This window comes from Micromonospora sp. NPDC018662 (assembly GCF_044391475.1).
In the GTDB taxonomy this organism is placed as follows: Bacteria; Actinomycetota; Actinomycetes; order Mycobacteriales; family Micromonosporaceae; genus Micromonospora.
This window is the reverse complement of the sequence record NZ_JBISAC010000004.1, coordinates 94,593-115,027: the sequence shown is the minus strand read 5'-3', so window position 1 is coordinate 115,027 and position 20,435 is coordinate 94,593. Positions and strand designations below refer to the sequence as shown.

Annotated in this window: 19 protein-coding genes and 1 pseudogene; 9 read left to right on the top strand and 11 right to left on the bottom strand. The window is 73.4% G+C overall.

The window, feature by feature from the left end:
* The first annotated feature begins 199 nt into the window (after window positions 1-199).
* A complete protein-coding gene (rox, locus tag ACH495_RS14215) occupies window positions 200-1,654 on the top strand; it encodes a rifampin monooxygenase (protein WP_396858148.1) in 1,455 nt (484 codons plus the stop codon).
* Between the two features lie 129 nt (window positions 1,655-1,783).
* Window positions 1,784-2,749, top strand: a complete 966-nt coding sequence (locus ACH495_RS14210) for a phosphotransferase enzyme family protein (RefSeq protein ID WP_396858147.1) — start codon at window positions 1,784-1,786, stop codon at window positions 2,747-2,749.
* 12 nt (window positions 2,750-2,761) lie between these two features.
* Here the strand turns inward: ACH495_RS14210 and ACH495_RS14205 are convergent, their stop codons facing one another.
* The 6 genes from ACH495_RS14205 to ACH495_RS14180 all read right to left on the bottom strand — a co-directional run bounded on the left by ACH495_RS14205 (window position 2,762) and on the right by ACH495_RS14180 (window position 8,439).
* Window positions 2,762-4,225, bottom strand: coding sequence for a multicopper oxidase family protein (locus tag ACH495_RS14205; RefSeq protein ID WP_396858146.1), 1,464 nt, complete (start codon window positions 4,223-4,225; stop codon window positions 2,762-2,764).
* 236 nt (window positions 4,226-4,461) lie between these two features.
* Entirely contained in the window at window positions 4,462-5,304 is an 843-nt protein-coding gene (locus ACH495_RS14200) for a DUF6745 domain-containing protein (RefSeq protein WP_396858145.1), read from the bottom strand.
* A gap of 96 nt (window positions 5,305-5,400) precedes the next feature.
* Window positions 5,401-6,111 (bottom strand): glycosyltransferase, encoded by a 711-nt coding sequence (locus tag ACH495_RS14195; RefSeq protein WP_396858144.1) that lies wholly within the window; start codon window positions 6,109-6,111, stop codon window positions 5,401-5,403.
* A 5-nt stretch (window positions 6,112-6,116) separates the two neighbouring features.
* Window positions 6,117-6,743, bottom strand: coding sequence for a class I SAM-dependent DNA methyltransferase (locus tag ACH495_RS14190; RefSeq protein WP_396858143.1), 627 nt, complete (start codon window positions 6,741-6,743; stop codon window positions 6,117-6,119).
* On the bottom strand, window positions 6,740-7,483 hold the full coding sequence (locus ACH495_RS14185; protein ID WP_396858142.1) for a PIG-L deacetylase family protein: 744 nt from the start codon (window positions 7,481-7,483) through the stop codon (window positions 6,740-6,742). The genes ACH495_RS14190 and ACH495_RS14185 overlap by 4 nt, the downstream gene beginning before the upstream one ends.
* Window positions 7,477-8,439, bottom strand: coding sequence for an acyl-CoA dehydrogenase (locus ACH495_RS14180; RefSeq protein ID WP_396858141.1), 963 nt, complete (start codon window positions 8,437-8,439; stop codon window positions 7,477-7,479). The genes ACH495_RS14185 and ACH495_RS14180 overlap by 7 nt, the downstream gene beginning before the upstream one ends.
* A gap of 231 nt (window positions 8,440-8,670) precedes the next feature.
* Here ACH495_RS14180 and ppk2 point away from each other — a divergent pair, with 231 nt between their 5' ends.
* Together ppk2 and ACH495_RS14170 are read left to right on the top strand one after the other, a co-directional pair.
* Window positions 8,671-9,582, top strand: coding sequence for a polyphosphate kinase 2 (ppk2, locus tag ACH495_RS14175; RefSeq protein ID WP_396858140.1), 912 nt, complete (start codon window positions 8,671-8,673; stop codon window positions 9,580-9,582).
* 43 nt (window positions 9,583-9,625) lie between these two features.
* Window positions 9,626-9,772 (top strand): hypothetical protein, encoded by a 147-nt coding sequence (locus tag ACH495_RS14170; RefSeq protein ID WP_396858139.1) that lies wholly within the window; start codon window positions 9,626-9,628, stop codon window positions 9,770-9,772.
* A 19-nt stretch (window positions 9,773-9,791) separates the two neighbouring features.
* On the opposite strand, the gene ACH495_RS14165 is transcribed toward ACH495_RS14170, so the two are convergent.
* The 4 genes and pseudogenes from ACH495_RS14165 to ACH495_RS14150 all read right to left on the bottom strand — a co-directional run bounded on the left by ACH495_RS14165 (window position 9,792) and on the right by ACH495_RS14150 (window position 12,645).
* Complete coding sequence (locus ACH495_RS14165) at window positions 9,792-11,177, bottom strand: CoA transferase (protein ID WP_396858138.1); 1,386 nt, start codon at window positions 11,175-11,177, stop codon at window positions 9,792-9,794.
* Between the two features lie 73 nt (window positions 11,178-11,250).
* Window positions 11,251-11,331 (bottom strand): annotated as a pseudogene (locus ACH495_RS14160) (DNA-binding response regulator); the annotation flags it as partial.
* A gap of 61 nt (window positions 11,332-11,392) precedes the next feature.
* Window positions 11,393-12,232, bottom strand: a complete 840-nt coding sequence (locus ACH495_RS14155) for an ergot alkaloid biosynthesis protein (RefSeq protein WP_396858137.1) — start codon at window positions 12,230-12,232, stop codon at window positions 11,393-11,395.
* Window positions 12,229-12,645: a nuclear transport factor 2 family protein gene (locus tag ACH495_RS14150; protein WP_396858136.1), complete on the bottom strand. Its 417-nt coding sequence runs from the start codon at window positions 12,643-12,645 to the stop codon at window positions 12,229-12,231. The genes ACH495_RS14155 and ACH495_RS14150 overlap by 4 nt, the downstream gene beginning before the upstream one ends.
* Before the next feature lie 108 nt (window positions 12,646-12,753).
* On the opposite strand from ACH495_RS14150, the gene ACH495_RS14145 reads away from it, so the two are divergent.
* From ACH495_RS14145 to ACH495_RS14130, 4 genes are all read left to right on the top strand, one after another.
* Complete coding sequence (locus ACH495_RS14145; RefSeq protein WP_396858135.1) at window positions 12,754-13,308, top strand: TetR/AcrR family transcriptional regulator; 555 nt, start codon at window positions 12,754-12,756, stop codon at window positions 13,306-13,308.
* A gap of 102 nt (window positions 13,309-13,410) precedes the next feature.
* The gene (locus ACH495_RS14140) at window positions 13,411-14,229 is read left to right on the top strand and encodes a methyltransferase domain-containing protein (RefSeq protein ID WP_396858134.1); all 819 of its coding nucleotides are present in this window, start codon (window positions 13,411-13,413) and stop codon (window positions 14,227-14,229) included.
* Between the two features lie 96 nt (window positions 14,230-14,325).
* Window positions 14,326-14,718, top strand: coding sequence for a hypothetical protein (locus ACH495_RS14135; RefSeq protein WP_396858133.1), 393 nt, complete (start codon window positions 14,326-14,328; stop codon window positions 14,716-14,718).
* Window position 14,719: 1 nt separating this feature from the next.
* The gene (locus tag ACH495_RS14130) at window positions 14,720-17,152 is read left to right on the top strand and encodes a DUF4132 domain-containing protein (RefSeq protein ID WP_396858132.1); all 2,433 of its coding nucleotides are present in this window, start codon (window positions 14,720-14,722) and stop codon (window positions 17,150-17,152) included.
* Window positions 17,153-17,463: 311 nt separating this feature from the next.
* Here the strand turns inward: ACH495_RS14130 and zwf are convergent, their stop codons facing one another.
* Window positions 17,464-18,957, bottom strand: coding sequence for a glucose-6-phosphate dehydrogenase (gene zwf, locus ACH495_RS14125; RefSeq protein ID WP_396858131.1), 1,494 nt, complete (start codon window positions 18,955-18,957; stop codon window positions 17,464-17,466).
* Window positions 18,958-19,406: 449 nt separating this feature from the next.
* Here zwf and ACH495_RS14120 point away from each other — a divergent pair, with 449 nt between their 5' ends.
* Window positions 19,407-20,237, top strand: coding sequence for a M23 family metallopeptidase (locus ACH495_RS14120; protein WP_396858130.1), 831 nt, complete (start codon window positions 19,407-19,409; stop codon window positions 20,235-20,237).
* Window positions 20,238-20,435 lie beyond the last annotated feature (198 nt).

Here is a 20,435-nt window from a genome sequence, read left to right as displayed (position 1 = left end):
CCGGGACCGGCCGGCGGAAAGCAGTGGACGGGGTGCTGCCCGGGCCGATAGTTTGCGGCTGACCGTGACGCGGCCCGAGGAGGTGAGACCCATGAACCGTATCGATGTGGGTGCTCCCCTTCCGGTCCCGGTCGGGCGATCGACGTAGGTGTCGCCGGGAGCGCCTCGCCACCATGGCGCTTCCCGAAAGGCAACACCCATGCATTCATTCGATGTGATCATCGCCGGCTGCGGGCCGGCCGGCGCGATGCTGGCCGCCGAGCTACGGCTGCACGACGTACGGGTTCTCGTCCTGGAGAAGGAGACCGAGCCCGTGTCGTACGCCCGCATCGTCGGTCTGCACATCCGCAGCATCGAGCTGCTGGCCATGCGCGGGCTGCTGGCGCGGGTGCTCGAACACGGGCGACGGCGTCCGGTCCGCGGCTTCTTCGCCGCCATCGACAAGCCCGCGCCCGCGGGCCTGGATTCCGCGTACGCCTATCTGCTGGGCATCCCGCAGCCGGTCGTCGTCCGGCTGCTGGAAGAGCACGCGATCGCCCGGGGCGCGCAGGTCCGGCGCGGGTGCGCGGTGACCGGTCTCGCGCAGGACGACGACGGGGTGACAGTCGAGCTGGCCGACGGGCAACGGCTGCGCGCACGCCACCTCGTCGGCTGCGACGGTGGGCGCAGCACGGTGCGCAAGCTGCTCGGCGTCGGCTTCCCCGGTGAGCCGGCGCGGTCCGAGACGCTGATGGGCGAGATGGCCGTGGGCGTGCCGCCGGAAGAGATCGCGGCCAGGGTGGCCGAACTCCGGGAGACCGACAAGCGGTTCCTCGTGGCGCCCGTCGGCGTCGGGGTCCACCGCGTCATCGTCCCCGTCGCCGGCGTCACCGATCGCACGACGCCGCCCACGCTGGAGGACTTCCGACGACAGCTACGTGTCGTCGCCGGCACCGACTTCGGCGTGCACTCCCCGCGTTGGCTGTCCCGCTTCGGGGACGCCACCCGGCTGGCCGAACGCTACCGGGTCGGCCGGGTGCTGCTGGCCGGCGACGCGGCCCACATCCACCCGCCCATCGGCGGGCAGGGTCTCAACCTGGGCATCCAGGACGTGGTCAACCTCGGCTGGAAGCTGGCCGCCCAGGTCCGGGGTTGGGCGCCGGACACCCTGCTCGACACCTACCAGGCCGAACGCCGTCCGGTCGCCGAGGACGTGCTGGACAACACGCGGGCCCAGACGGAACTGCTGTCCACCGAGCCGGGCCCACGGGCCGTACGCCGGCTGCTCACCGAGCTGATGGACATCGACGAGGTGAACCGCCGCCTGGTCGAGAAGATCACCGCGATCGGCGTCCGCTACGACCTCGGCGAGGGACCCGACCTGCTCGGCCGCCGCCTGCCCGACCTCGACGTGCACCGGGGCCGCCTCTACGATCTGCTGCACCACGGTCGCGGCCTGCTGCTGGACCGCACCGGACGGTTGACCGTCGACGGCTGGTCGGACCGCGTCGACCACCTCGCGGATCCCACCGCGGCGCTGGACGCACCGTGCGTCCTGCTCCGCCCGGACGGTCACGTCGCCTGGATCGGCGACGACCAGCGGGACCTGGACGCACACCTCGCCCGTTGGTTCGGCGAGCCACGGCCGCGGGCCGCGACCGGCATCCCGGCGTAGCCCCTCGGCCTGACGGTCGGGCTCCGACGTACCCGGGGACCGGACGTGACCCGACGTCCGGTCCCCGGGCCGGCCGCCGTACCGGTGAATGCGCTTGCCAGTCGGACGGCGGCCTGCCAGGCTGCGTCGGTGATCGATCGGCCCGACATCGACGAGCGGTCGCTGGCCGCGCAGGTGGCCGCCGCCTGGGCGCTGGACGTCTCCGCTCTCGGGTTCCTGCCGGTCGGCCTGGACGGGAACGCCTGGGCCTACCAGGTGGACACCGCCGACGGCGGGCGCTGGTTCCTCAAGATCCGGCGCGGCGGGTTCACGCCGGCGGCCGTCCTGCTGCCCGGCTTCCTCCGGGCCCGGGGCATCCGGCAGGTGGTCGCGCCGATCGACAGGCCCGACGGCGGCACCGGTCAGGAATTCGGGAATCACCACCTGCTGCTCTACCCGTTCCACGACGGCGGGAGCCGGTGGGGCCGCGGTCTCACCGACCGCCAGTGGATCGAGTACGGCGAGTTCCTGGGCCACCTGCACGCGGTCCCGCCGACCACCGGGATCGCCGGTGTCCTGCCGGTCGAGAGCTACCGGTCGAGCGCCGGCGAACGGCTGCGCACGCTGGGCCGGCAGGCGGCGGCGAGCGAGACCCTCGGCGCGTTCTGGGCCCGGTACGGCGACGCGCTGCGCCGGTTGTCGGCGACTGTCGACGAGCTGGCCGCCCGGGTGACGCCCGCTCGACACGTCATCTGCCACGCCGACATCCACCCCGGCAACCTGATCGCCGACGGCGACGGGCCCCTGCACGTCGTCGACTGGGACGCGCCGATCCTCGCGCCGCGCGAACGGGACCTGATGTTCGTCCTCAGCGGGGACTTCGGCGACCACCCGGTCGACGCGCACCGCGCGGCGCTGTTCCGTCGGGGCTACGGGCCGTGGGAACCGGACCGGTCCCGGCTCAGCTACTACCGCGCCGAGCGGCACCTCGACGACGTCGCCGCGTTCCTCGCCGGCATCCTCGACCCCGGGGCCGGCGCGGAGTCCCGCGCCAACGACCTGCACTGGCTCACCCGCATCGCCGAGACGGTCGCCGACCCCGGCTACGCGCCCTGACCTCGGACCGCCTCAGACGATCTTGAGGTTGGCCATCATGCCCATCGCGCTGTGGTCGACCATGTGGCAGTGATAGGGGTAGACGCCGCGCCAGGTGTCGAACGTCGCCTGCAACCGCACGCTCTGCCCGGGCCAGACGATCACGGTGTCCTTCAGCCCGGACTCGGTGGGATCGGCCGGCCCGCCGTTGCGGTCGAGCACCCGGAACTGCACCAGGTGCATGTGGAAGTTGTGCGGCATGACGACGTTGGCGTTGGTCACCGTCCACTCCTCGGTGCTGCCCCAGGCGATGGTGGTGTCGATCCGGGCCGGGTCGAAGACCTTCCCGTCGATGAACGCCTGGTGGCCCCCGGTGCCCGGCTCGTCCATCCGCAGCTCGATGCTGCGGCGCACGGTCGGCGTGGGCAGCGGCGGCAGCGTCCGCAGCCGCTGCGGCACCGACGTGCGGTCCGGTCCCCTCGCGGGCACGACGTCGAAGCGCATCACCTGGCCCACCTGCTCGGCCGGGCCGGGCCCCATCAGGTTCTGCAGCACCACCGAGGTGCCCGGCTGGTAGCGGGCGAAGTCGACCACCACGTCGAGCCGCTCACCCGGCGAGAGCAGCACGTACGGCATGGTGACCGGCGCCTCCAGCAGGCCGCCGTCGGAGCCGATCACCGTGATGTCCCCGCCGTCGGCGAGCCGCAGCAGATAGAACCGCAGGTTGCTGGCGTTGACCAGGCGCAGGCGATAGCGGCGGGCCTGCACCTCGAAGCGCGGCCACGGCCGCCCGTTCACCAGCAGGGTGGTGCGGTTGTCGGCGTCGTCCATGGTCCAGACCAACTGCGCGTTGTCGTCCAGGTGCGCGTCGCGCAGCACCAGCGGGACGTCGAACCGCCCCCGGGGCAGCGGCAACGCCGCCTCGGTGCGGTCGGTGAGCAGGTAGAGGCTGGACAGGCCACGGTAGAGGTGCTCGGCCTCCATGTGATGGGTGTGGTCGTGCATCCAGAGCGTGGCGTGCGGCTGCCGGTTCGGGTAGGTGTAGACCCGCTCGCCGCCGGGCGGAATCGTGGCGTCGCCCGAGCCGTCGTCGCCCGGGGCGGTCGCGCCGCCGTGCAGGTGCACCGCCGTGGGCATGTCCAGCCGGTTGCGCTGGCGGACCACCACCCGTCGGCCCGAGGTGGCGCGGATCGTCGGCCCGGGCAGGTCGCCGTTGTAGGTGTACACCTCGGTCCGGGTGCCCGGCACGATCTCCAGCCGCCGCCGGTGCATGGTCACCGAGTAGTAGTCGGTGGTGGCGGTCCGCAGCACCGGGCGCAGGGTCTGCGGCACGGTCAGCGGGACGGTGAACGGCGCCACGGGCGTGGCCACGGGTGCGGCGGTCCGGGCGGTGGCGGGCGCGGCACCCCACTGTCCGGCCAGACCGGCCAGGCCACCGGTCGCCCCGACGATGCCCGACGCCGCGCCGAGGCGCAGCAGTTGACGACGAGTGGACAAGGCAGTTCCTTCCCCAGAAGGTGCGCGAGAGGTTCCGGCAGCCGCCGCTGGACCGGGCGGTCGACGCAGGCACGATGATGCCGGTAAATCCGTCGGGGGGAGACCCCTATCGACCGCACATCCGCCACCGGCCCTCCCCTGCGTCGCAGGGGTCTCCGCCGAACCGTGCCGCGTGCGGACGACGGTCGCGCCGGCCGGGCCGCTCGGTGCCCGGCCCGGCCGGCGATCGACTCACCTCACCTGCTCAGGAGCGGTTGCCAGCCGTCGCGGTAGCGCACGCCGCGCGGTTGCAGTCGGATCTGGTCGTGCGCGGTGCCGGCGACCGGCTCGGTTCGTACCTCCCGGGGGCGGTCCACCACGACGCAGACGTCCTCGCCGGGCCACCACCAGCCGCAGGAGCGGGCCAGGTCGGCCCAGGCGTCGAAGTGTTCGGCCTCGTCCGGCGCGTGGCTGGCGAGGCCGAGTCGACGCAGCACGTCGTAGTAGGCGATCCAGGACGCGTCCTGCTGCCCGTACCAGCACACGGGCAGCGGAGCGCCGCGGCCCAACGCCGCACGCACGGGTAGGTAGTACCCGTGCGCGAGGCTCCGGTGCAACGCCGTACGGATGCCCTGGTGCAGCACGACGGCCAGGGGCACGCCGCTGTCGAGCGCACGCGACGGCGCCAGTTCGGGCCAGGGCTGTTTGGTCTTGCCCGTGCGGCCGGGGGAGAGTTCGGGGTCGGAGTGGGTGACGCCCGCGCCCAGCGCGCCGCGCAGCCGGGAGGCGATCATGGCCAGATCGCTCGCCAGCGGCGGTGTGCCGCGAGGCCGGGGGTCGCGGATCCGGTCGTGGAGCTGATCGAGGGTGGGCCAGCCGGTGATCAGGGGGCGTGCCGCCTCCGGCGAGTCGACCCACTCGAACCGGGGTCGCGGCCGGGACGCCCGGGCGTAGATGGTGGTCAGGCACCGCTCGGCGGTCGCCCGGTCAGCGGGCTGCGTGGACAGGGCGTGGTCGAGCCATTCCTGGCGGATCCGGATTGCCTGCTGCCACCGGTCGTGCGGGTTCGCGGCGGTGTCGTGCCGCGTGGGGGCGCTCACCGCGCCAGGGCGTCGCCGCCCTTCCGATACGAGATCATGGAACGACTATCGCCCGCCACCCGACGCCGGCGCAAGGCAATTCCCCACCGCCACGGTTCACCCGCCCGGCGACGCTCGCTCCGGCTCGGCCCTCGGGGTCGGCGGCCGGTCGTCGAGGGCGTCGAGGTAGCCGGCGAAGCCGTGCGGGGCCCGGCCGTGTCGCCGGGCACTGGTCCGGACCGCGCAGCCAGCGTCCGCGACGACCCGCATGGCACGCCGGCGACCACGCTCGACGAGGTCGTGGTCCTCGCCGTGCGGCAGGTCGGAGAATCCGCCGAGCCGCTCGTACGCGGTGGCGGCGCAGCCCAGGTTCGCGCCGTGCACGTGCCGGTGGCCGGCGTCGGTCAGACCTCGTCGATACCGGGTCTCGAAACGTTCCCGGACCCGCTCCGAGCGGGATGCCCAGTCGGCCACCCGCACGGTGCCGACCAGCAGGTCGGTGCCGGCGCGGGCATGGTGCAGCTGCCAGCCGCCCCACCGCCGGGGCACGCGGCTGTCCGCGTCGGTGGTGGCGAGCCACAGGTCCTGCGGGCCGTGCCGCAGCGCGTGCGCCATGCCGGCGGCGCGGGCCCGGCCGACGTTGCGGGCCCGCACCGTCAGCACGACGGCGCCGAGGCGCTCGGCGACGGCGACCGTCCCGTCCCGGCAGTCGTCGGCCACCACGATCACCTCCGAGGGCACCGGCAGGCCACGGAGCGCGCCGAGGACCGAGGTCAGGCAACCGGGTAACAGCGCCTGCTCGTCGTGGGCGGGCACCACGACCGCCATCCGGTTCACCACAGACCTTCGGCCTGCGCCACGGAGCGGGCCGGCGGCGGCACCCGGAGGAAGACGTCGAGGAGGAAGTCCGCCTCCGCGTGGCGTGCCGTCCGCGTCAGCCCGTCCACCTCGTCGAGCAGCCGGTGCACGTCGTCCCCGCCACGTGCGTGCTCGGCCACCGCCGGCCGCCAGTGCACGGCGACCAGCGTGCCGCCCGGTTCGAGCGAGTCCACCGTCCGGGTGACCAGCAGGTCCAGTCCGGCGTCGTCGAGGTAGTAGCCGAGCTCGGAGAGCACGACCAGGTCGAAACGCGCGTCCGCCCCGGCCGGCCACTCGTCGGGCACGCGCATCCGCTCCACCCGTACGTGTGCCTGGTCCGCGAGCCGCTGCCGGGCGGTCGCCACGGGCGCGGCGGCGATGTCGACCGCCAGCAGCCGGTCGCACCGCTGCGCGAGGCGACGGGTGAGCAGGCCGGTCGAACACCCCGGTTCGAAGGCCGACCGGTATCGCCGCCGAGGCAGACTGGCCACTGTCAGCTCGTGCTTACGCCGGTCGTACCAGCGGGTCTCGAAACTCCACGGATCCTCGGCCCCGGCATACATCTCGTCGAAGTACTCGGCCGGGGTACCGCGTGAGCTCATGGCACGAACACCGTTTCGTAGGGACGCGCGAAGCGTGCCAGCACGTTCGAGGGAAGGATCGCGGCGTCGGCGGGCGCGGGCCCGAGGGGCCGGACCTGGCTGGCGAAGGCGTCGATCGCCTGCTGCTTCGCCGAGCTGGCCGCCGCGGTCAGGTCGATCCGGCGCGCACGGTGCCACGGCACGTCGGGATCGTCCGGCTCGGCCCAGTGCCAGGTCCAGACGGGGAACTCCAGCAGCGTCGCGCCGGTGCGCAGGCAGGCGGCCGCAGCGGCGCGTCCGACCGCCTCGTGGTCCGGGTGGCCGTCGCCGCGCCACGTCGTGACGCACCAGCGGCCGGGCGCCAGCCGGGCGGTCAGCGCGTCGGTGAGCGCCGTCTCGTCGACAGCGCCGTCGGGATGCCCGAGATGCGCGATGGCGGCGGGGGCGACCCCGAGCAGACCGCACGCGGTGACCGTCTCGGCCCGTCGGATCGCGGCCAGCTCCGCCGGGGAATGGACCGTCGAACCGGGATGGGACGCCTCGCCGTCCGTGACGACGGCGATCTCGGCTCCGGCACCGCCGGCGAGCATGGCGACCAGGCCGCCGACGCCGAGCACCTCGTCGTCGGGATGGGGAGCGACCACCAACGGTGGCGCGGTGCGCGCCGGACCGTCCAGGGCCAGCACGGGCCACGCGGCCGGTGCGGGCCAGGCACGCCACGTCGTCTCGTCCGTGCCGGCGCCGACGATCGGCCTCACCATCCGGGATCTCCGACCGCCGTCACCAGCTCACCCAGATGAGCCAGGTCCGCCTCCGCGTGGCTCTGGCGCAGGTACACCGTCAGGTCGGCGACCCGCCTGGCGTGGTCGGCGTCCTGGCACAACGGGCCCGCCCCCAGCGCCCGGCCGACCCGGTCGACGACTGTGGTGGCGCTCGCCTCGACGGTGGCGCGTACCCGGTGGGCCAGCCGGTCCGCGTCGCCGGTGGGGTTCGCGTCGATCTCGTCGGCGGCGGCGAACAGGACGGCGCGGGCGGCGGTCAGGGCCGCGTCGACCGCCCCGAGGTGCGCCAGGGCGTGCGGGCCGAGGCGGCGACGCCGCGCCGCCCCGTGCAGGGCGTCGGCGATCCCGACCGCACCGCCGTACCAGCATGCCGCCACACCCACCCCGCCGTGCCAGAAGCCCGGTCGCGCGGTGTAGCAGCCGGGTCCGCCCACACCGTCGGCGGTCACACCGTCCAAGCGGACGGTGCGGCTGTCACTGGCGGCCATGCCGACGGCGGGCCAGGTGTCGGCCAACGGGGTGACCCCGGCCGCGCCGACCTCGATCGAGAACAGTCGTACGCCGTCGTCAGCGGTCGCGGTCACCAGGGCCCGGGACAGCAGACCGGCCCCGGAGCACCAGGGCCGGTCCCCGGTCAGCCGCCACCGGCCGCCGTCCCGGGTCGCGGTGACCGAGGCCGGCGCGGCGGCCCAGACACCCCACGGCTCGCGGCGCCACGCCGGATCGATCGCCACCCCCAGTTCGGCGAGGATCGCCAGCGCGTCGGCGTGCCCCTCCCCCAGCCGGGCCAACACCGGGTCGGCGCGGCCGAGTTCGACGAGGCGCCGAAATCGCTCGTCCGTCCGTCCGCCACCGGGCAACGGCAGGTCGAGACGCCCCCCGAGCACGGCCGATCGGAACGCGGTAGCCGCGGGCTCGCCGCCCGTGGTCGTCATCGGCGTTCCGCCACGGGAGAGGGCCTGCCCGCCCGCGTCGGGTGACGGCCGACAGTCATCGCGCACTCCCATCCGATGGCTCGGCGACCGGGGTCGGTCGCGGCCGGAAGATGCCCCCCGCACGGGGGCCGAAACATCGCAGGTCACCGGCCCCTGCGGCAACCTGAACGTCACCTGGCAGTTGCTGTCCGGCCGCATCGAGTGCGGCGGGACGGGGTAGGTACCCCCGGTATGGCCGACACCGCGCTGCTGGATCTCGCCGCCGACTACCAGGTACGTGACGGATACGACGACGACCCGGTGCTGCTGCTGCCCGACGGCAGCCCGGTGGAGACCTGGCGCGACGGCTACCCGTACGACGCGCGTCTCGACCGGGAGGAGTACGACCACCAGAAGCGGTTGCTCCAGATCGAGCTGCTCAAGCTGCAGGACTGGGTCAAGGACACCGGCGAGCGGCTGGTGATCCTCTTCGAGGGCCGCGACGCCGCCGGCAAGGGCGGCACGATCAAGCGCTTCATGGAGCATCTCAACCCGCGCGGCGCGAGCGTCGTCGCGCTGGAGAAGCCGGACGATCGCGAGGCCGGGCAGTGGTACTTCCAGCGCTGGCTGGCGCATCTGCCGGCGGCCGGTGAGATCGTGCTGTTCGACCGGTCCTGGTACAACCGGGCCGGCGTCGAGCGGGTGATGGGTTTCTGTTCCCGCAAGGAGTACCTGGAGTTCCTGCGGCAGGTCCCGGACCTGGAGCGGATGCTGGTCCGCTCCGGCATCCGCCTGGTCAAGTTCTGGTTCTCGGTGTCCCGCAACGAGCAGCGCACCCGATTCGTCATCCGGAAGGTCGATCCGGTGCGCCAGTGGAAGCTCTCGCCGATGGACCTCGCCTCACTCGACCGCTGGGACGACTACACCGAGGCCAAGGAGGCGATGTTCTTCTGGACCGACACCGCGGACGCGCCGTGGACGGTGGTGAAGAGCAACGACAAGAAGCGGGCCCGGCTGGAGGCGATGCGCCACGTGCTCGATCGCTTCGACTACGCCGACAAGGACCGGTCCGTGGTCGGCACGCCGGACCCGCGCATCATCGGGCCGGCCGGGCTCGACCTCGACCCGGAGGACCAGCCGGTGCCGATCTTCCCCCGCCCCTGACGGGTGGCCCGTTCTTGACGCCGGCAACACCAGCTCGGGCACGGTGAACGTCGCGGCGGTCGCCCGGTGGATCCGCGGCCAGCGCCGGTTCGGTGACGTGACCATCGGGGACATGCAGTTCGGCTACGAGATCACCTCGTCGTCCGGGGGCTGGACGTTCACCACCAACTCCTTCTCCGTCAGCGGCTGACCGGGCGCGAGCGCGGCGGTCAACTCCAGTCGGGCGGCGCCTCGGCGTAGGCGGGCGGCAGGTGCGGCCAGCCCAACGAGCGGCCGTCGAGACGACCCGGTGGCCGGATCGTGCTCCACCCGTTTCCCAACGCGGTCCGGTAGGCGTCCACCCCCCGGGCGTCCGCGTTCTCGCCCGCGCTCTGCCCGACCGGCGCGACGCCCTGGTCGAGCAGCCACCGTGCCGTCCGGGCGAGGGACACCGAGACGTGGGTGGCGTCGCCGGTGCGGGCCCGTCGCCCCAGCGCGGCCAGCGCACCGGCGGCGATGAGGTAACCGGTGGCATGGTCGAGCAGTTGGCAGGGCAGCGCGCCCGGTCGGGCACCGTCCGGGCTGGTGGCCCAGCCGATACCGGTGGCGATCTGCACCAGGCTGTCGAAGCCGCGCCGGGTGCCCCAGACGCCGGCCGTCCCCCAGGCCGACAGTGTGACGACGATGGTGCCGGGGTGCCGGTCCGCAACCTGGTCCGGGTCCAGACCGAGCCGGCGCAGTGCCCCGGGCCGGTAGCCGGTCACGAGAACGTCGGCGCGGTCGAGCAGTCGGTGCAGCGCTCGACGGCCGTCCGTCGTGCCGGCATCCAGGGCCGTACTGGCCTTGCCGATCACGCCGTCAACGGCGTGCAGCGCCAGCTCCGGACGATGCGGATCGTCGACGCGCAGCACGTCGGCGCCGAGCGCACCCAGCATCCGGGTGCCGACCGGACCGGCGATGACCCGGGTCAGGTCGAGCACCTTCACGCCGGACGCCGGCAGCCGGCCCGGTTCGGCCAGCGGCGCCGGTAGCGGGCCGCGGCTGAGCGGCGCCAGGTGCACGAGCGGCGACGTCCCCGCCGGGGCGTACCCGCTGTCCGCCTCCCAGTGGGCCCGTGTCCGCGCCGCCACGGCCAGCCCGCCCGCGGCGTACGCCGCGCGCTCGACCTCCGACGCCGGGCGGACGGCGATCACGTCAGCCACCTGCGCCTGCACCTCGTCGTCCCGGCCGTCGTCCACACCGAGGGACGCCAGCAGAGCCGCCCGGTGCCACGGGTAGTTCGCATGGGTGCGCACCCAACCGTCCGCCGCCCGCCACAGTCGGGACAGTGGAGCGAAGCCGTCGATCCCCCGCCCGTCCGCATCGCGGAGCCAGACCTCGCTACGCATCGCGGCCGCCACGTGTTCCGTGTCGAGGGCGACGTCAGGCCGCCGGCCGGTGCGTACGGACGCCAGATCAGCGGCCACCGTGAGACAGGCGGCCACGGACGCGATCGCGCACTCGGCGACGGCAAGGGGCGAGGCCAGTGCCGCCGGCTGCGGGTCCCCGACGAGCCGGGGCCCGGCAAGGCCCGTCAGCCCCAGGTCGGCCAGGATTCCGTCCAACAGGGTCACCATGCGGACATTCTCCCGATCCGGCGGTGCCGCCGTGCCCGTCGACCGGCCCGCTTCGAGATCGTTCCTCCGTCGAACCGGGACTGACCACTCCCGTCTCGTAGGCGACCACCACCGCCTGGACCCGGTCGCGCAGACTGAGCCTGGCGAGGATCCGGGCGGGCGGCACCGGTCCGGCACCGGCGCGGTGACGGATCCCGTCCAGGTCAGGTCGGGGGTCAGCCGTCCGCGACCGGGCGGTCGACGGGCAGCCGGGCGCGGCAGAAGTCCGCGAACGACCGGGGCGGGCGGCCGGTCACGTCGGTGACGGTGGTGGTCACCCGGTCCTCCGCGCCAGCGGCGACCACCGTGTCGAGGCCGGCGAGGAAGCGGGCGTAGTCGGGCGCGAGGCCGTGCCCCTCGTGGTACGCCGCCAACGCATCCTCGTCGACGGCACGGTGCCGGACCGGGCGACCGCCGATGTCGGTGAGGGTGGCGGCGACATCGGCGTAGCTCAGCCGCTCGGGGCCGGTGATGATGTGGTCGGTGTCGTGGGACGTCGGGTCGGTGAGGGCGCGGACCGCCACCTCGGCGATGTCGGCCGGGTCGACGAACCCGACCCGGGCGTCGCCGGTGGCGCTGATGATCTCGCCTCGTTCCCGGGCGCTGGTCGCGTGCGGGCTGTCTCCGACGAAGTTCTCCATGAACCAGGACGGTCGCAGCACCGCCCACTCCGGGATCATCGCGCCGAGCTGGGCCTGCACCTCGCCCAGGCCAGGGCTGCCGGGGGCGATCGCCGAGGAGCTGAGCAGGACGGCCCGCCGGACCCTGGCCCGCCGGGCCAGGTCCAGGAACGGCAGCATGATCGGTGCCGGGTCGGCGTCACCGACCGGTGGGATGAGGTACAGGCCCGTCACGTCGTCCAGCGCCGCGGCGTGGGTGTCGCGGTCGTACCAGTCGAAACGGACGTCCGCGGCGGCCGCCCGCCGGCTGGCGACGCGGGTCGGGTGCGCGGTGGCGGCGAGTTTCGCGGTGACGAGCCGGCCGGTCGTTCCGGTGCCGCCGATGACGAGGATCATGAGCGCACCAGTCCTTCGCCGAGCAGTTCCTGGGCGGCCTGCGGGTTCCAGTAGTCGCGGTAGTGAGCCAGGTGCCCGTCGCGGACGGTCAGGACGGCGATGTACCGCATCCGGTACGGCTTCCCGGTGGCGACGACGACGCCGGAGGCGGTGAACTCGGTGACGATCACCGCCGGATCCGCCGTCTCGTGCACGGTGACCTCAGCGATCTCGCGGATGTCGAGCATCTCCGGGTAGCCGATCAGATAGTCGTGCAGCGCGGCGCGGCCGGTCACCCGGTCCGGCTGCCACGGTGGCGCGAACGGGAACTCCATCACGCCGTCGTCGGTGAACAGCGCGACGAATCCCGCCATGTCCTTGGCGAGCAGCAGGTCCAGGGCCTGGTGGAACAGGTCGGTTGCGGCGTTTGGCACGGGTCGCCCCTTCTTCGTGGATGGCCGTTCCGCCGTGATCTACGATAAGCGGACGGCCGGTCCGCTTAACCATAGCGGACCGACGGTCCGTTTGCGAGGGGAGCAGGTGTGCGCGCTGACGCGGCACGAAACCGGGAAGCGGTGCTGGCCGCGGCGGATCGGCTGTTCGCGGCCGCTACCGACCCTGACCAGATCTCGATGGACGACGTCGCATCGGCTGCCGGTGTGGGAAAGGGCACCCTGTTCCGCCACTTCGGCGATCGGGTGGGACTCGTCCGGGCCCTGTACGACAGACGCAGCGAGCGACTGCGGGCGACACTGGCCACCGACCGGTCGGGCAGTTCGCCGGCCGACCAGGCCTCGATGCTGCTCCGCGAGTTGGTTCGGTTCAAGCGGGACAACCGGGTGCTCGCCCTGGCGCTGGAGAACTCCGGCAACGGCAGCCCCTACCGCGCAGGGTCGTACGAGGACTGGCACGCCCGGCTGACCGTGCTCGTGGTTGACGCCCGGGGCCCGGGCTCGGCGGAGTACCTCGCACACGCCCTGTTGGCGGCCGTCCGCAGCGACCTCGTGGAGCACCTGCGCGACTGGTCCGACGAGCGCTGGGAGGCCGGGCTCGACGAACTGGTCCGATCGGTGCTGACCGTCCCCCCGCCCGGCTGAACACCGACCGCATCGATCCGGAGCTGCGCTCGGCGTCAACCGCGTCCGGTCTCCGCCCGGGTAGCGGTGACAGCGCACCCGGTCGGGCGTGAGGATAGGGGCATGAGTTCGCCGGGCTCCGCCGAGCCGTCCCCGGATCACCGCTACCTGCTCGACAACGCCCGGGTCGAGGCGGGTGAGCGGTTCACCTGGCTGGCCGAGCTGTTCGACGGTGTCACGCGTGGACACTTCGACCGGCTCGGGGTGGGGCCGGGCTGGCGCTGCTGGGAGGTCGGCGCCGGCGGCCCCGGCATTCCCGGGGCCCTCGCCACGGCCGTCGGACCAACCGGGCACGTGCTGGCCACGGACATCGATCCGGCCTGGTTGGACCCGCACGGCGGGTACGAGGTGCGCCGACACGACATCGTCGCGGACCCACCGCCGCAGCCCGGCACGTTCGACCTGGTGCACGCGCGGCTCGTCCTCGTCCACGTACCCGACCGGGCCCGGGCGTTGGCGACGATGGTGGCGGCGCTGCGACCGGGCGGCTGGTTGTTGCTGGAGGATGCCGACACCGAGCTACAGCCGCTGGCCTGCCTCGACGAGGTCGGTCCGGCGCAGCAGCGTGCCAACCGGCTGCGACGCGCCGTCCGGGAGTTGATGACCCGTCGCGGCGCCGACCTGCGCTACGGCCGTACGCTGCCGCAGGCGTTGCGCGCGGCGGGCCTGGTCGAGGTGACGGCGGCCGGCTACTTCCCGATCGGTGGGCCGGCCTGCGACCGGCTGGAGACGGCGACGGTGCGCATGGTCCGTGCCGAGTTGCTCGCCGCCGGGCTGACCGACGACGTCGAGATCGACGCCCACCTGACCGCCGTCGACGCCGGCGCACTCGACCTCACCCTCGCGCCGCTGATCTCGGCCTGGGGACGCCGCCCGGGCTGAGCGTGGATCGCCGCGGCGGCGACACCCGCTGACCGAGCGGTTCCGTCGGACCGTCGTGCCACGATGCTGCTCACCTCAAGGCAGGGAGCACGGCGGATGGCCACGGTGACGGTTCGGGACGAGACAGCGACGGGCAGGGCGATCGATCAGTGGCCGTTGACCGGGCTGCCGGAGCACATCTCCGCACGCGAGCTGGTCCGGTTGCGCGTACGCGAGGAGGTCGCGCGGTTCAACGCCGACCGGGCCGAGGTCTTCCGGGGCCTGGTGCGGCCGGCCGACGCGGAGGCGACGTTGAACGGCTACCGGGTCGGTCGGGGCCGGCGGCTCGACTGGGAGCGTCAGGCGGACGCGGCCTGTGCCGCCTTCGCCCGTAACGGCTTCGTGCTGCTGGTCGGTGACCGCCAGGTCGAAGACCTGGACGAGGAGATCGACCTGCTCGCGGACCCCGAGGTGGCCTTCGTGCGGCTCGTCCCCCTGGTGGGTGGCTGACGTGGGCGACTGGACGTCGTTGCTGCCCGCGCTGACCGCGTCGGAGCGTCAACGGGTGGAGGCCGGGCTCTCCGAAGCCGATGCCCGGGTTCGGCCCCTGTTCCAGGAGACGACCACCTATTTCTGGGCGGCGGCGGTGACCGGCACGCCGGAGTGGGCCGCCACCGGGTCCTGGCCGGCGGAGCTTCGCCGCCGTGCCGCGCTGGCCGTGCACCTGGCGGCGGCGACCAGTTCGGTGCCGACCGCGCTCAACGACGTCGTGCGGAGTCTCGCCGACGGCGGGCACGACTGGACCCGGGCCGATCTGGTGTGGTGCCTGGACGTCGCCGGACGGGCCTGGGGCTACCAGAACGCCGCCCACCTGGAGTTGCCGGCGACCATTGCCGGGTGCCTGTCCCCCGCGGACCTGGCCGACCTGGTGCCGGCGCTCTCGGCCCTGTTCGACGAACTCGCGGCGGACCACTTCCTCGCGGCCGGCCCTCGGCGGCGGGTCGTCACGCTGATCGGGGAGGCGCTCGACCGCGCCACCGGTCGCCGCGTGCCGTCCTGGTTGCTGCACCACGGGGACGAGTTCGGTCCGCTCGTCCGCGCCGGCCTGGGCGACGTCCTCGCCGCGCCGGGTGTGCCCGAGCTGCTGGTGCACTGCGCCTCGCTGGACAAGCCGGCGGCACCGGCGAAATGGCTCCGTGTCCTCGACGAGCAGCTCCGGACCGCGACCGACGGGAGGACGGCGGTCCGCGCGGTCCTGGCGGCGTTCGCCGCCCACCGGCGGTCCGTGCACGAAGGCTCGGACCGCCTCCTGCGTGGCCTGGTGTGGGCGCTGTCGCGGGAGTCGGACGAGGCGGCAACGGACCTGCTGGCGAGGGTCACCGACGCCGCCTCGGCCGCGCCCCGGCAGGCGTCCGGTTTCCCCCATGCCCAGCGCACCGCGATCGCGGCCGTGCACCTGCTCGCGGGGCGCGACGGTGAGGCGCCGGTGCGAACCCTGGCCCGGCTGGCGGTGACCGTGAAGAACAAGGCGGTACGCGGTCGGGTGCAGTCCGCGCTGGCCCGCCTCGGCGCGCTGCGGGGGTGGTCACTCAGCGAGGTGATGGAACTCGCCGTCGACGACCACGGGCTGGACTCCACCGGGAGCCGGCTGACCAGGGTCGGCCCGTACGAGGCGACGGTGCGGGTCGTGGGCGAGAAGGCGCGGCTGACCTTCGCCCGTGGCGGCACCGGGCTCAAGGGCGTCCCGGCCGCGGTCAAGGAGACGCACGCCGACGAGCTGAGGCAGCTACGGGCCCTGGTGAAGGGCATCAACGCGACGCTGACCGCCGAACGGCAGCGGGTGGAGGCGCTGCTGTCCGAGGAGCGCACCTGGGCGTACCCGGACTGGGTGTCCCGCTTCCTGGACCACCCGATCACCGGGGCGTACGGGCGGCGGCTGATCTGGGAGACCAGCGCCGACGGGCGCGACTGGTCGGCGGGCCTGCCCCGCGAGGACGGCGACGGGTGGGTGGTCGCCGGTCCCGACGGGCGGCCGGCGCGCGGTGACCGGGTCCGGCTGTGGCATCCCGTCCGCGCTCGCGTGGGTGAGACCCTCGCCTGGCGTGCGCGGGTGCTCGCCACCGGCCTGACGCAGCCGTTCAAGCAGGCGTTCCGGGAGGTCTACCTGCTCACGCCGGCCGAGGAGCGGACGAGCACCTACTCCAACCGGTTCGCCGCGCACATCCTGCGCTACCGCCAGGCCAACGCGCTCATGCGCGCCCGCGGTTGGCAGGCCGGCTACCTCGGCACGTGGGACGGCGGGTACGACAGCGAGGCCACGAAGGTGTTCGGCGGTGGCGCGTGGCGGGCGTCCTTCCACCACGAGCTGGTCGACACGGAGGAGCCACACCGTTACGACGTCCAGTACTGCTCCACGGACCAGGTGCGCTTCGCCCGGCAGGACGGCGCGACCTGGCAGCCCGCACCGGTCGCGGACGTGCCGCCGCTGGTGTTCACCGAGGCGATGCGGGACGTGGACCTGTTCGTCGGCGTCACCTCGATCGCCTCCGACCCGCAGTGGGCCGACCGCGGCGAGGACCGGTTCCGGGACTACTGGCACCGCACGGTCGTCGGGCCGCTGACCCCGGCGGCGGAGGTACGCCGCGACGCCCTGTCCCGGCTGCTCCCCCGCATGGCCATCGCCGGCCGGGTCGCCCTGGCGGACCGATACCTGCACGTCCGCGGCAACCTGCGCGGCTACCGGATCCACCTCGGCTCGGGCAACATCATGATGGAGCCCAACGACACCTACCTGTGCATCGTCCCCGCACGCGGCGGCGCCGGGCGGCTGCACCTGCCGTTCGAGGACGACCCGATGCTGTCGATGATCCTGTCCAAGGCGATCATGCTCGCCGCCGACGACACGATCACCGACCCCACCGTGCTGCGGCAGCTCGCCGCATGACCGACCGGGCGCTCGCTCGCGCGGGCCCGGCCCACCCGGGTCAGGGCCGGGGCCCGGCGTCGCGCACCGCGTCAGGCGTGGGCGGCGGGATGGGTGGGGCGCCGCGTCGCGTGCGGTAGACGACCTGAGCCCGGCCGACAGGCCCTGCGCACCGCCGGGTTCGTGGTCCTGCCCGTGGCCGCTGCTGCCGTCATCGACTGGGCCGTCGCGGAGAGAGCTGACGCCGCCGACGCGGACCACCCGCCCCCGTACCGGTTCGGGCGTCCTTCCGAACCGGTACGGGGCGCGCGGCCGCACCCCTCACGGCAGGGTCACGCGGAGTTGCGCCACTTGCGGCCGTGCCGGCCGATGAGCCGCTCGGCGTCGGTCGGACCCCAGGAGGCGGCCTCGTAGGTAGGGATCGGCGAGTTGTCCTTCTTCCAGTTCTCGATGATCGGGTCGACGATCCGCCAGCACTGCTGCACCTCGTCGCTCCGGATGAAGAGCGACGCGTCGCCGATCAGCGCGTCCAGGAGCAGACGCTCGTACGCCTCCGGCGACTCCTCGACGAACGTCTGGTCGTACGAGAACTCCATCGTGGCGGTGCGGACCCGGAAGGAGTGACCCGGCACCTTGGCGCCGAAGCGCAGCGAAATGCCCTCGTTCGGCTGGATCCGCAGGATCAACGCGTCCGCCTCGAGGCCGGTGAGCTGGTCGGTCGGGATCGGCAGGTGCGGCGGCCGCTGGAACTGCAACGCCACCTCGGTGAGCCGGGCCGGCAGCCGCTTGCCGGTGCGCACGTAGAACGGCACCCCGGCCCACCGCCAGTTGTCCACGTTGAGCCGCATCGCGGCGTAGGTCTCGGTCCGCGACAGCGGGTCGACGCCGGCCTCCTCCCGGTAGCCGGCCATCAGCTCCTCACGGGTGCCGCCCCGGGTGTACTGCCCCCGGACCGCGGCCTCGGCGATGTCCCGGTCGGTGGGAAGCCGAATGGCCTGGAGCAGCTTCACCTTCTCGTTGCGCAGGCCCTCGGCCTCGAACGAGGCCGGCGGCTCCATCAGGGCCAGCGCGAGGACCTGGAGCACGTGGTTCTGCACGATGTCCCGCATGGCGCCGGCGTCCTCGTAGAAGCCGCCGCGGGTACCGACGCCGAGGGTCTCCGCGACGGTGATCTGCACGTGGTCGACCCAGGAGCGGTCCCAGATCGGCTGGAAGATCGAGTTCGCGAAGCGCAGCGCCAGCACGTTCTGGACGGTGTCCTTGCCCAGGTAGTGATCGATACGGAAGACCTGGTGCTCGTCGAACGCGCTGTGCACGACACCGTCGAGCTCGCGGGCCGTGACCAGGTCGCGCCCGTACGGCTTCTCGATGACCAGGCGGGAGAAGGAACCCTCGCGCGGCTGGTTGAGCCCGACGCCGGCCAGCCCGTTGATCACCGGCTCGAAGGCGCCGGCCGGGGTCGACAGGTAGAACAGCCGGTTGCCGGACGTGCCCCGCTGCGCGTCCAGCTCGTCGAGCGTCTCCACGAGCCGCTTGTAGGTCTCCGGGTCGTCGTAGCCGCCGGCCACGTACCGTACGCCGCCTCGGAGCTGGCGCTTGCTGGCGAGGGTGCGCCCGCCGAGGGCGCTCTCGGCGAACTGCTCGTCGGTCATCGGCGTGCGCGCGACCCCGACCAGCGCGAACTGGTCCGGGAGCCGCTCGTGCCGGGCCAGGCTCTCGACTGCGGGCAGCAGCTTACGTCGGGTCAGATCACCGGAGGCGCCGAAGATCACCAGCGTGGCCGGCGGGGCACTCCGCTCCTGGATGAGCTGAGATGCGTGGTCCATGGTCTGCGTTCCTCCGGGCATCAGGGATGTCGGGTCGGGTGGTCCTGCGCTGTCATGCCAGGAATTGTGCGGCTGTTGCGGTCGGTCCCGGGGCCCCGGGACGTGGCCCCTGGGTCGCGGAACCTGAGCGTCGCATGCCGGCCGGACGGGTGGGCGGCTCGGTGGCAGTTCGGTCGTGCGTCGCTCGACGAACGACGACAGGCACTCGGCATCGGACGCCCCGCCACGAAGCGGCTGGCCTGCCTCGACGATGTCGGTCCCGGTGGTCGACGCTCACCCGACCGCCGTCGATGCCGGCGGCGAACTCGACCTCACCCTCGCGCCGCTGATCTCGGTATGCGGACGCGGCCCGGGCTGAGCAGCCGCTTCGCGGCGAGGGCTCACGCGACTGCCGGAGGTGATCGCAGCGAACCCTTGCCCGAAAACGAGAGCAGCCTTAGGTTGCATTGATGATCCTGAGTGGGGAGCCTCGCCCCGACCCTCCTCGGAAGGTCAGCCACGGCACGCCGCGGCCCGAGGACCTCGGTGGCATCGCCTATCTGCGAGGGCTCTCGCGACGGGGGTTCCTCACCAGCGCCGCGTTGGCGGCATCCGGGGCGTCGGCCGCCTTCGCTCTGCTGCCCGCCTCCGCCCGGGCCGCCGGCAGCTATCAGCGGCCGTGCGGAGCCGTCCGGATCTCGAGCTCCTGGCAGGATCACCGGAACCGGACGCCGCCCTCGGGTGAGCCGGGCACCGACTATGCGGTGGGCACCGGCACTCCCGTCGTGGCCGCGGCGAACGGCACCATCCGCCTCGTGAAGACCGACACCTCCACCGCGACCGGACGCGTCGTGGGGATGGCCCACGACGATGGCAACTACACCCGGCACCTGCACCTGTCGTCGATCGCCGTCGCCACCGGTCAACGCGTGTCGCGGGGCCAGACGATCGCATACTCCGGCTCCTCGGCGAACGGCAGTGACTACGGTGTCGGACCGCACGTGCACACGAGTCTCTGGCTCAACACCGGCAGCCCGACCGATTTCCGCGCGACGGTGGATTTCGAGGACCACGTCGGAGACGTCGCCCACCCGAACCCGCCGGACCAGGAGGTCGATGACATGTTCATCGCGAATGTCAAGGGCAGCTGGTATCTCATCGTCCCCCAGGGCACCGGAAAGCCGCGAGCCGTGGTCCTCGGCGGCGACAGCAACGCCGCCGCGTCCGGCCTCCCCGTGCTGAACTTCAGTTGGGATCCGTCGATCGCCGCACTCAGGGCCGCGGTCGACGGCATCGGCTGACCCGGGCCCGGCGCGGGGTGATCTGTGCACCCCTCCCCTGGGTGGCCGGCCGGCACTGCCCCGGACCGAGGACTGGAAACAGGTCGGGGGGGGGGGGGGGGCCGCCCCCCCCCCCCCCCCCCCCCCCCCCCCCCCCCCCCCCCCCCCCCCACCCCCCCCCCCCCCCCCCCCCCCCCCCCCCCCCCCCCCCCCCCCCGT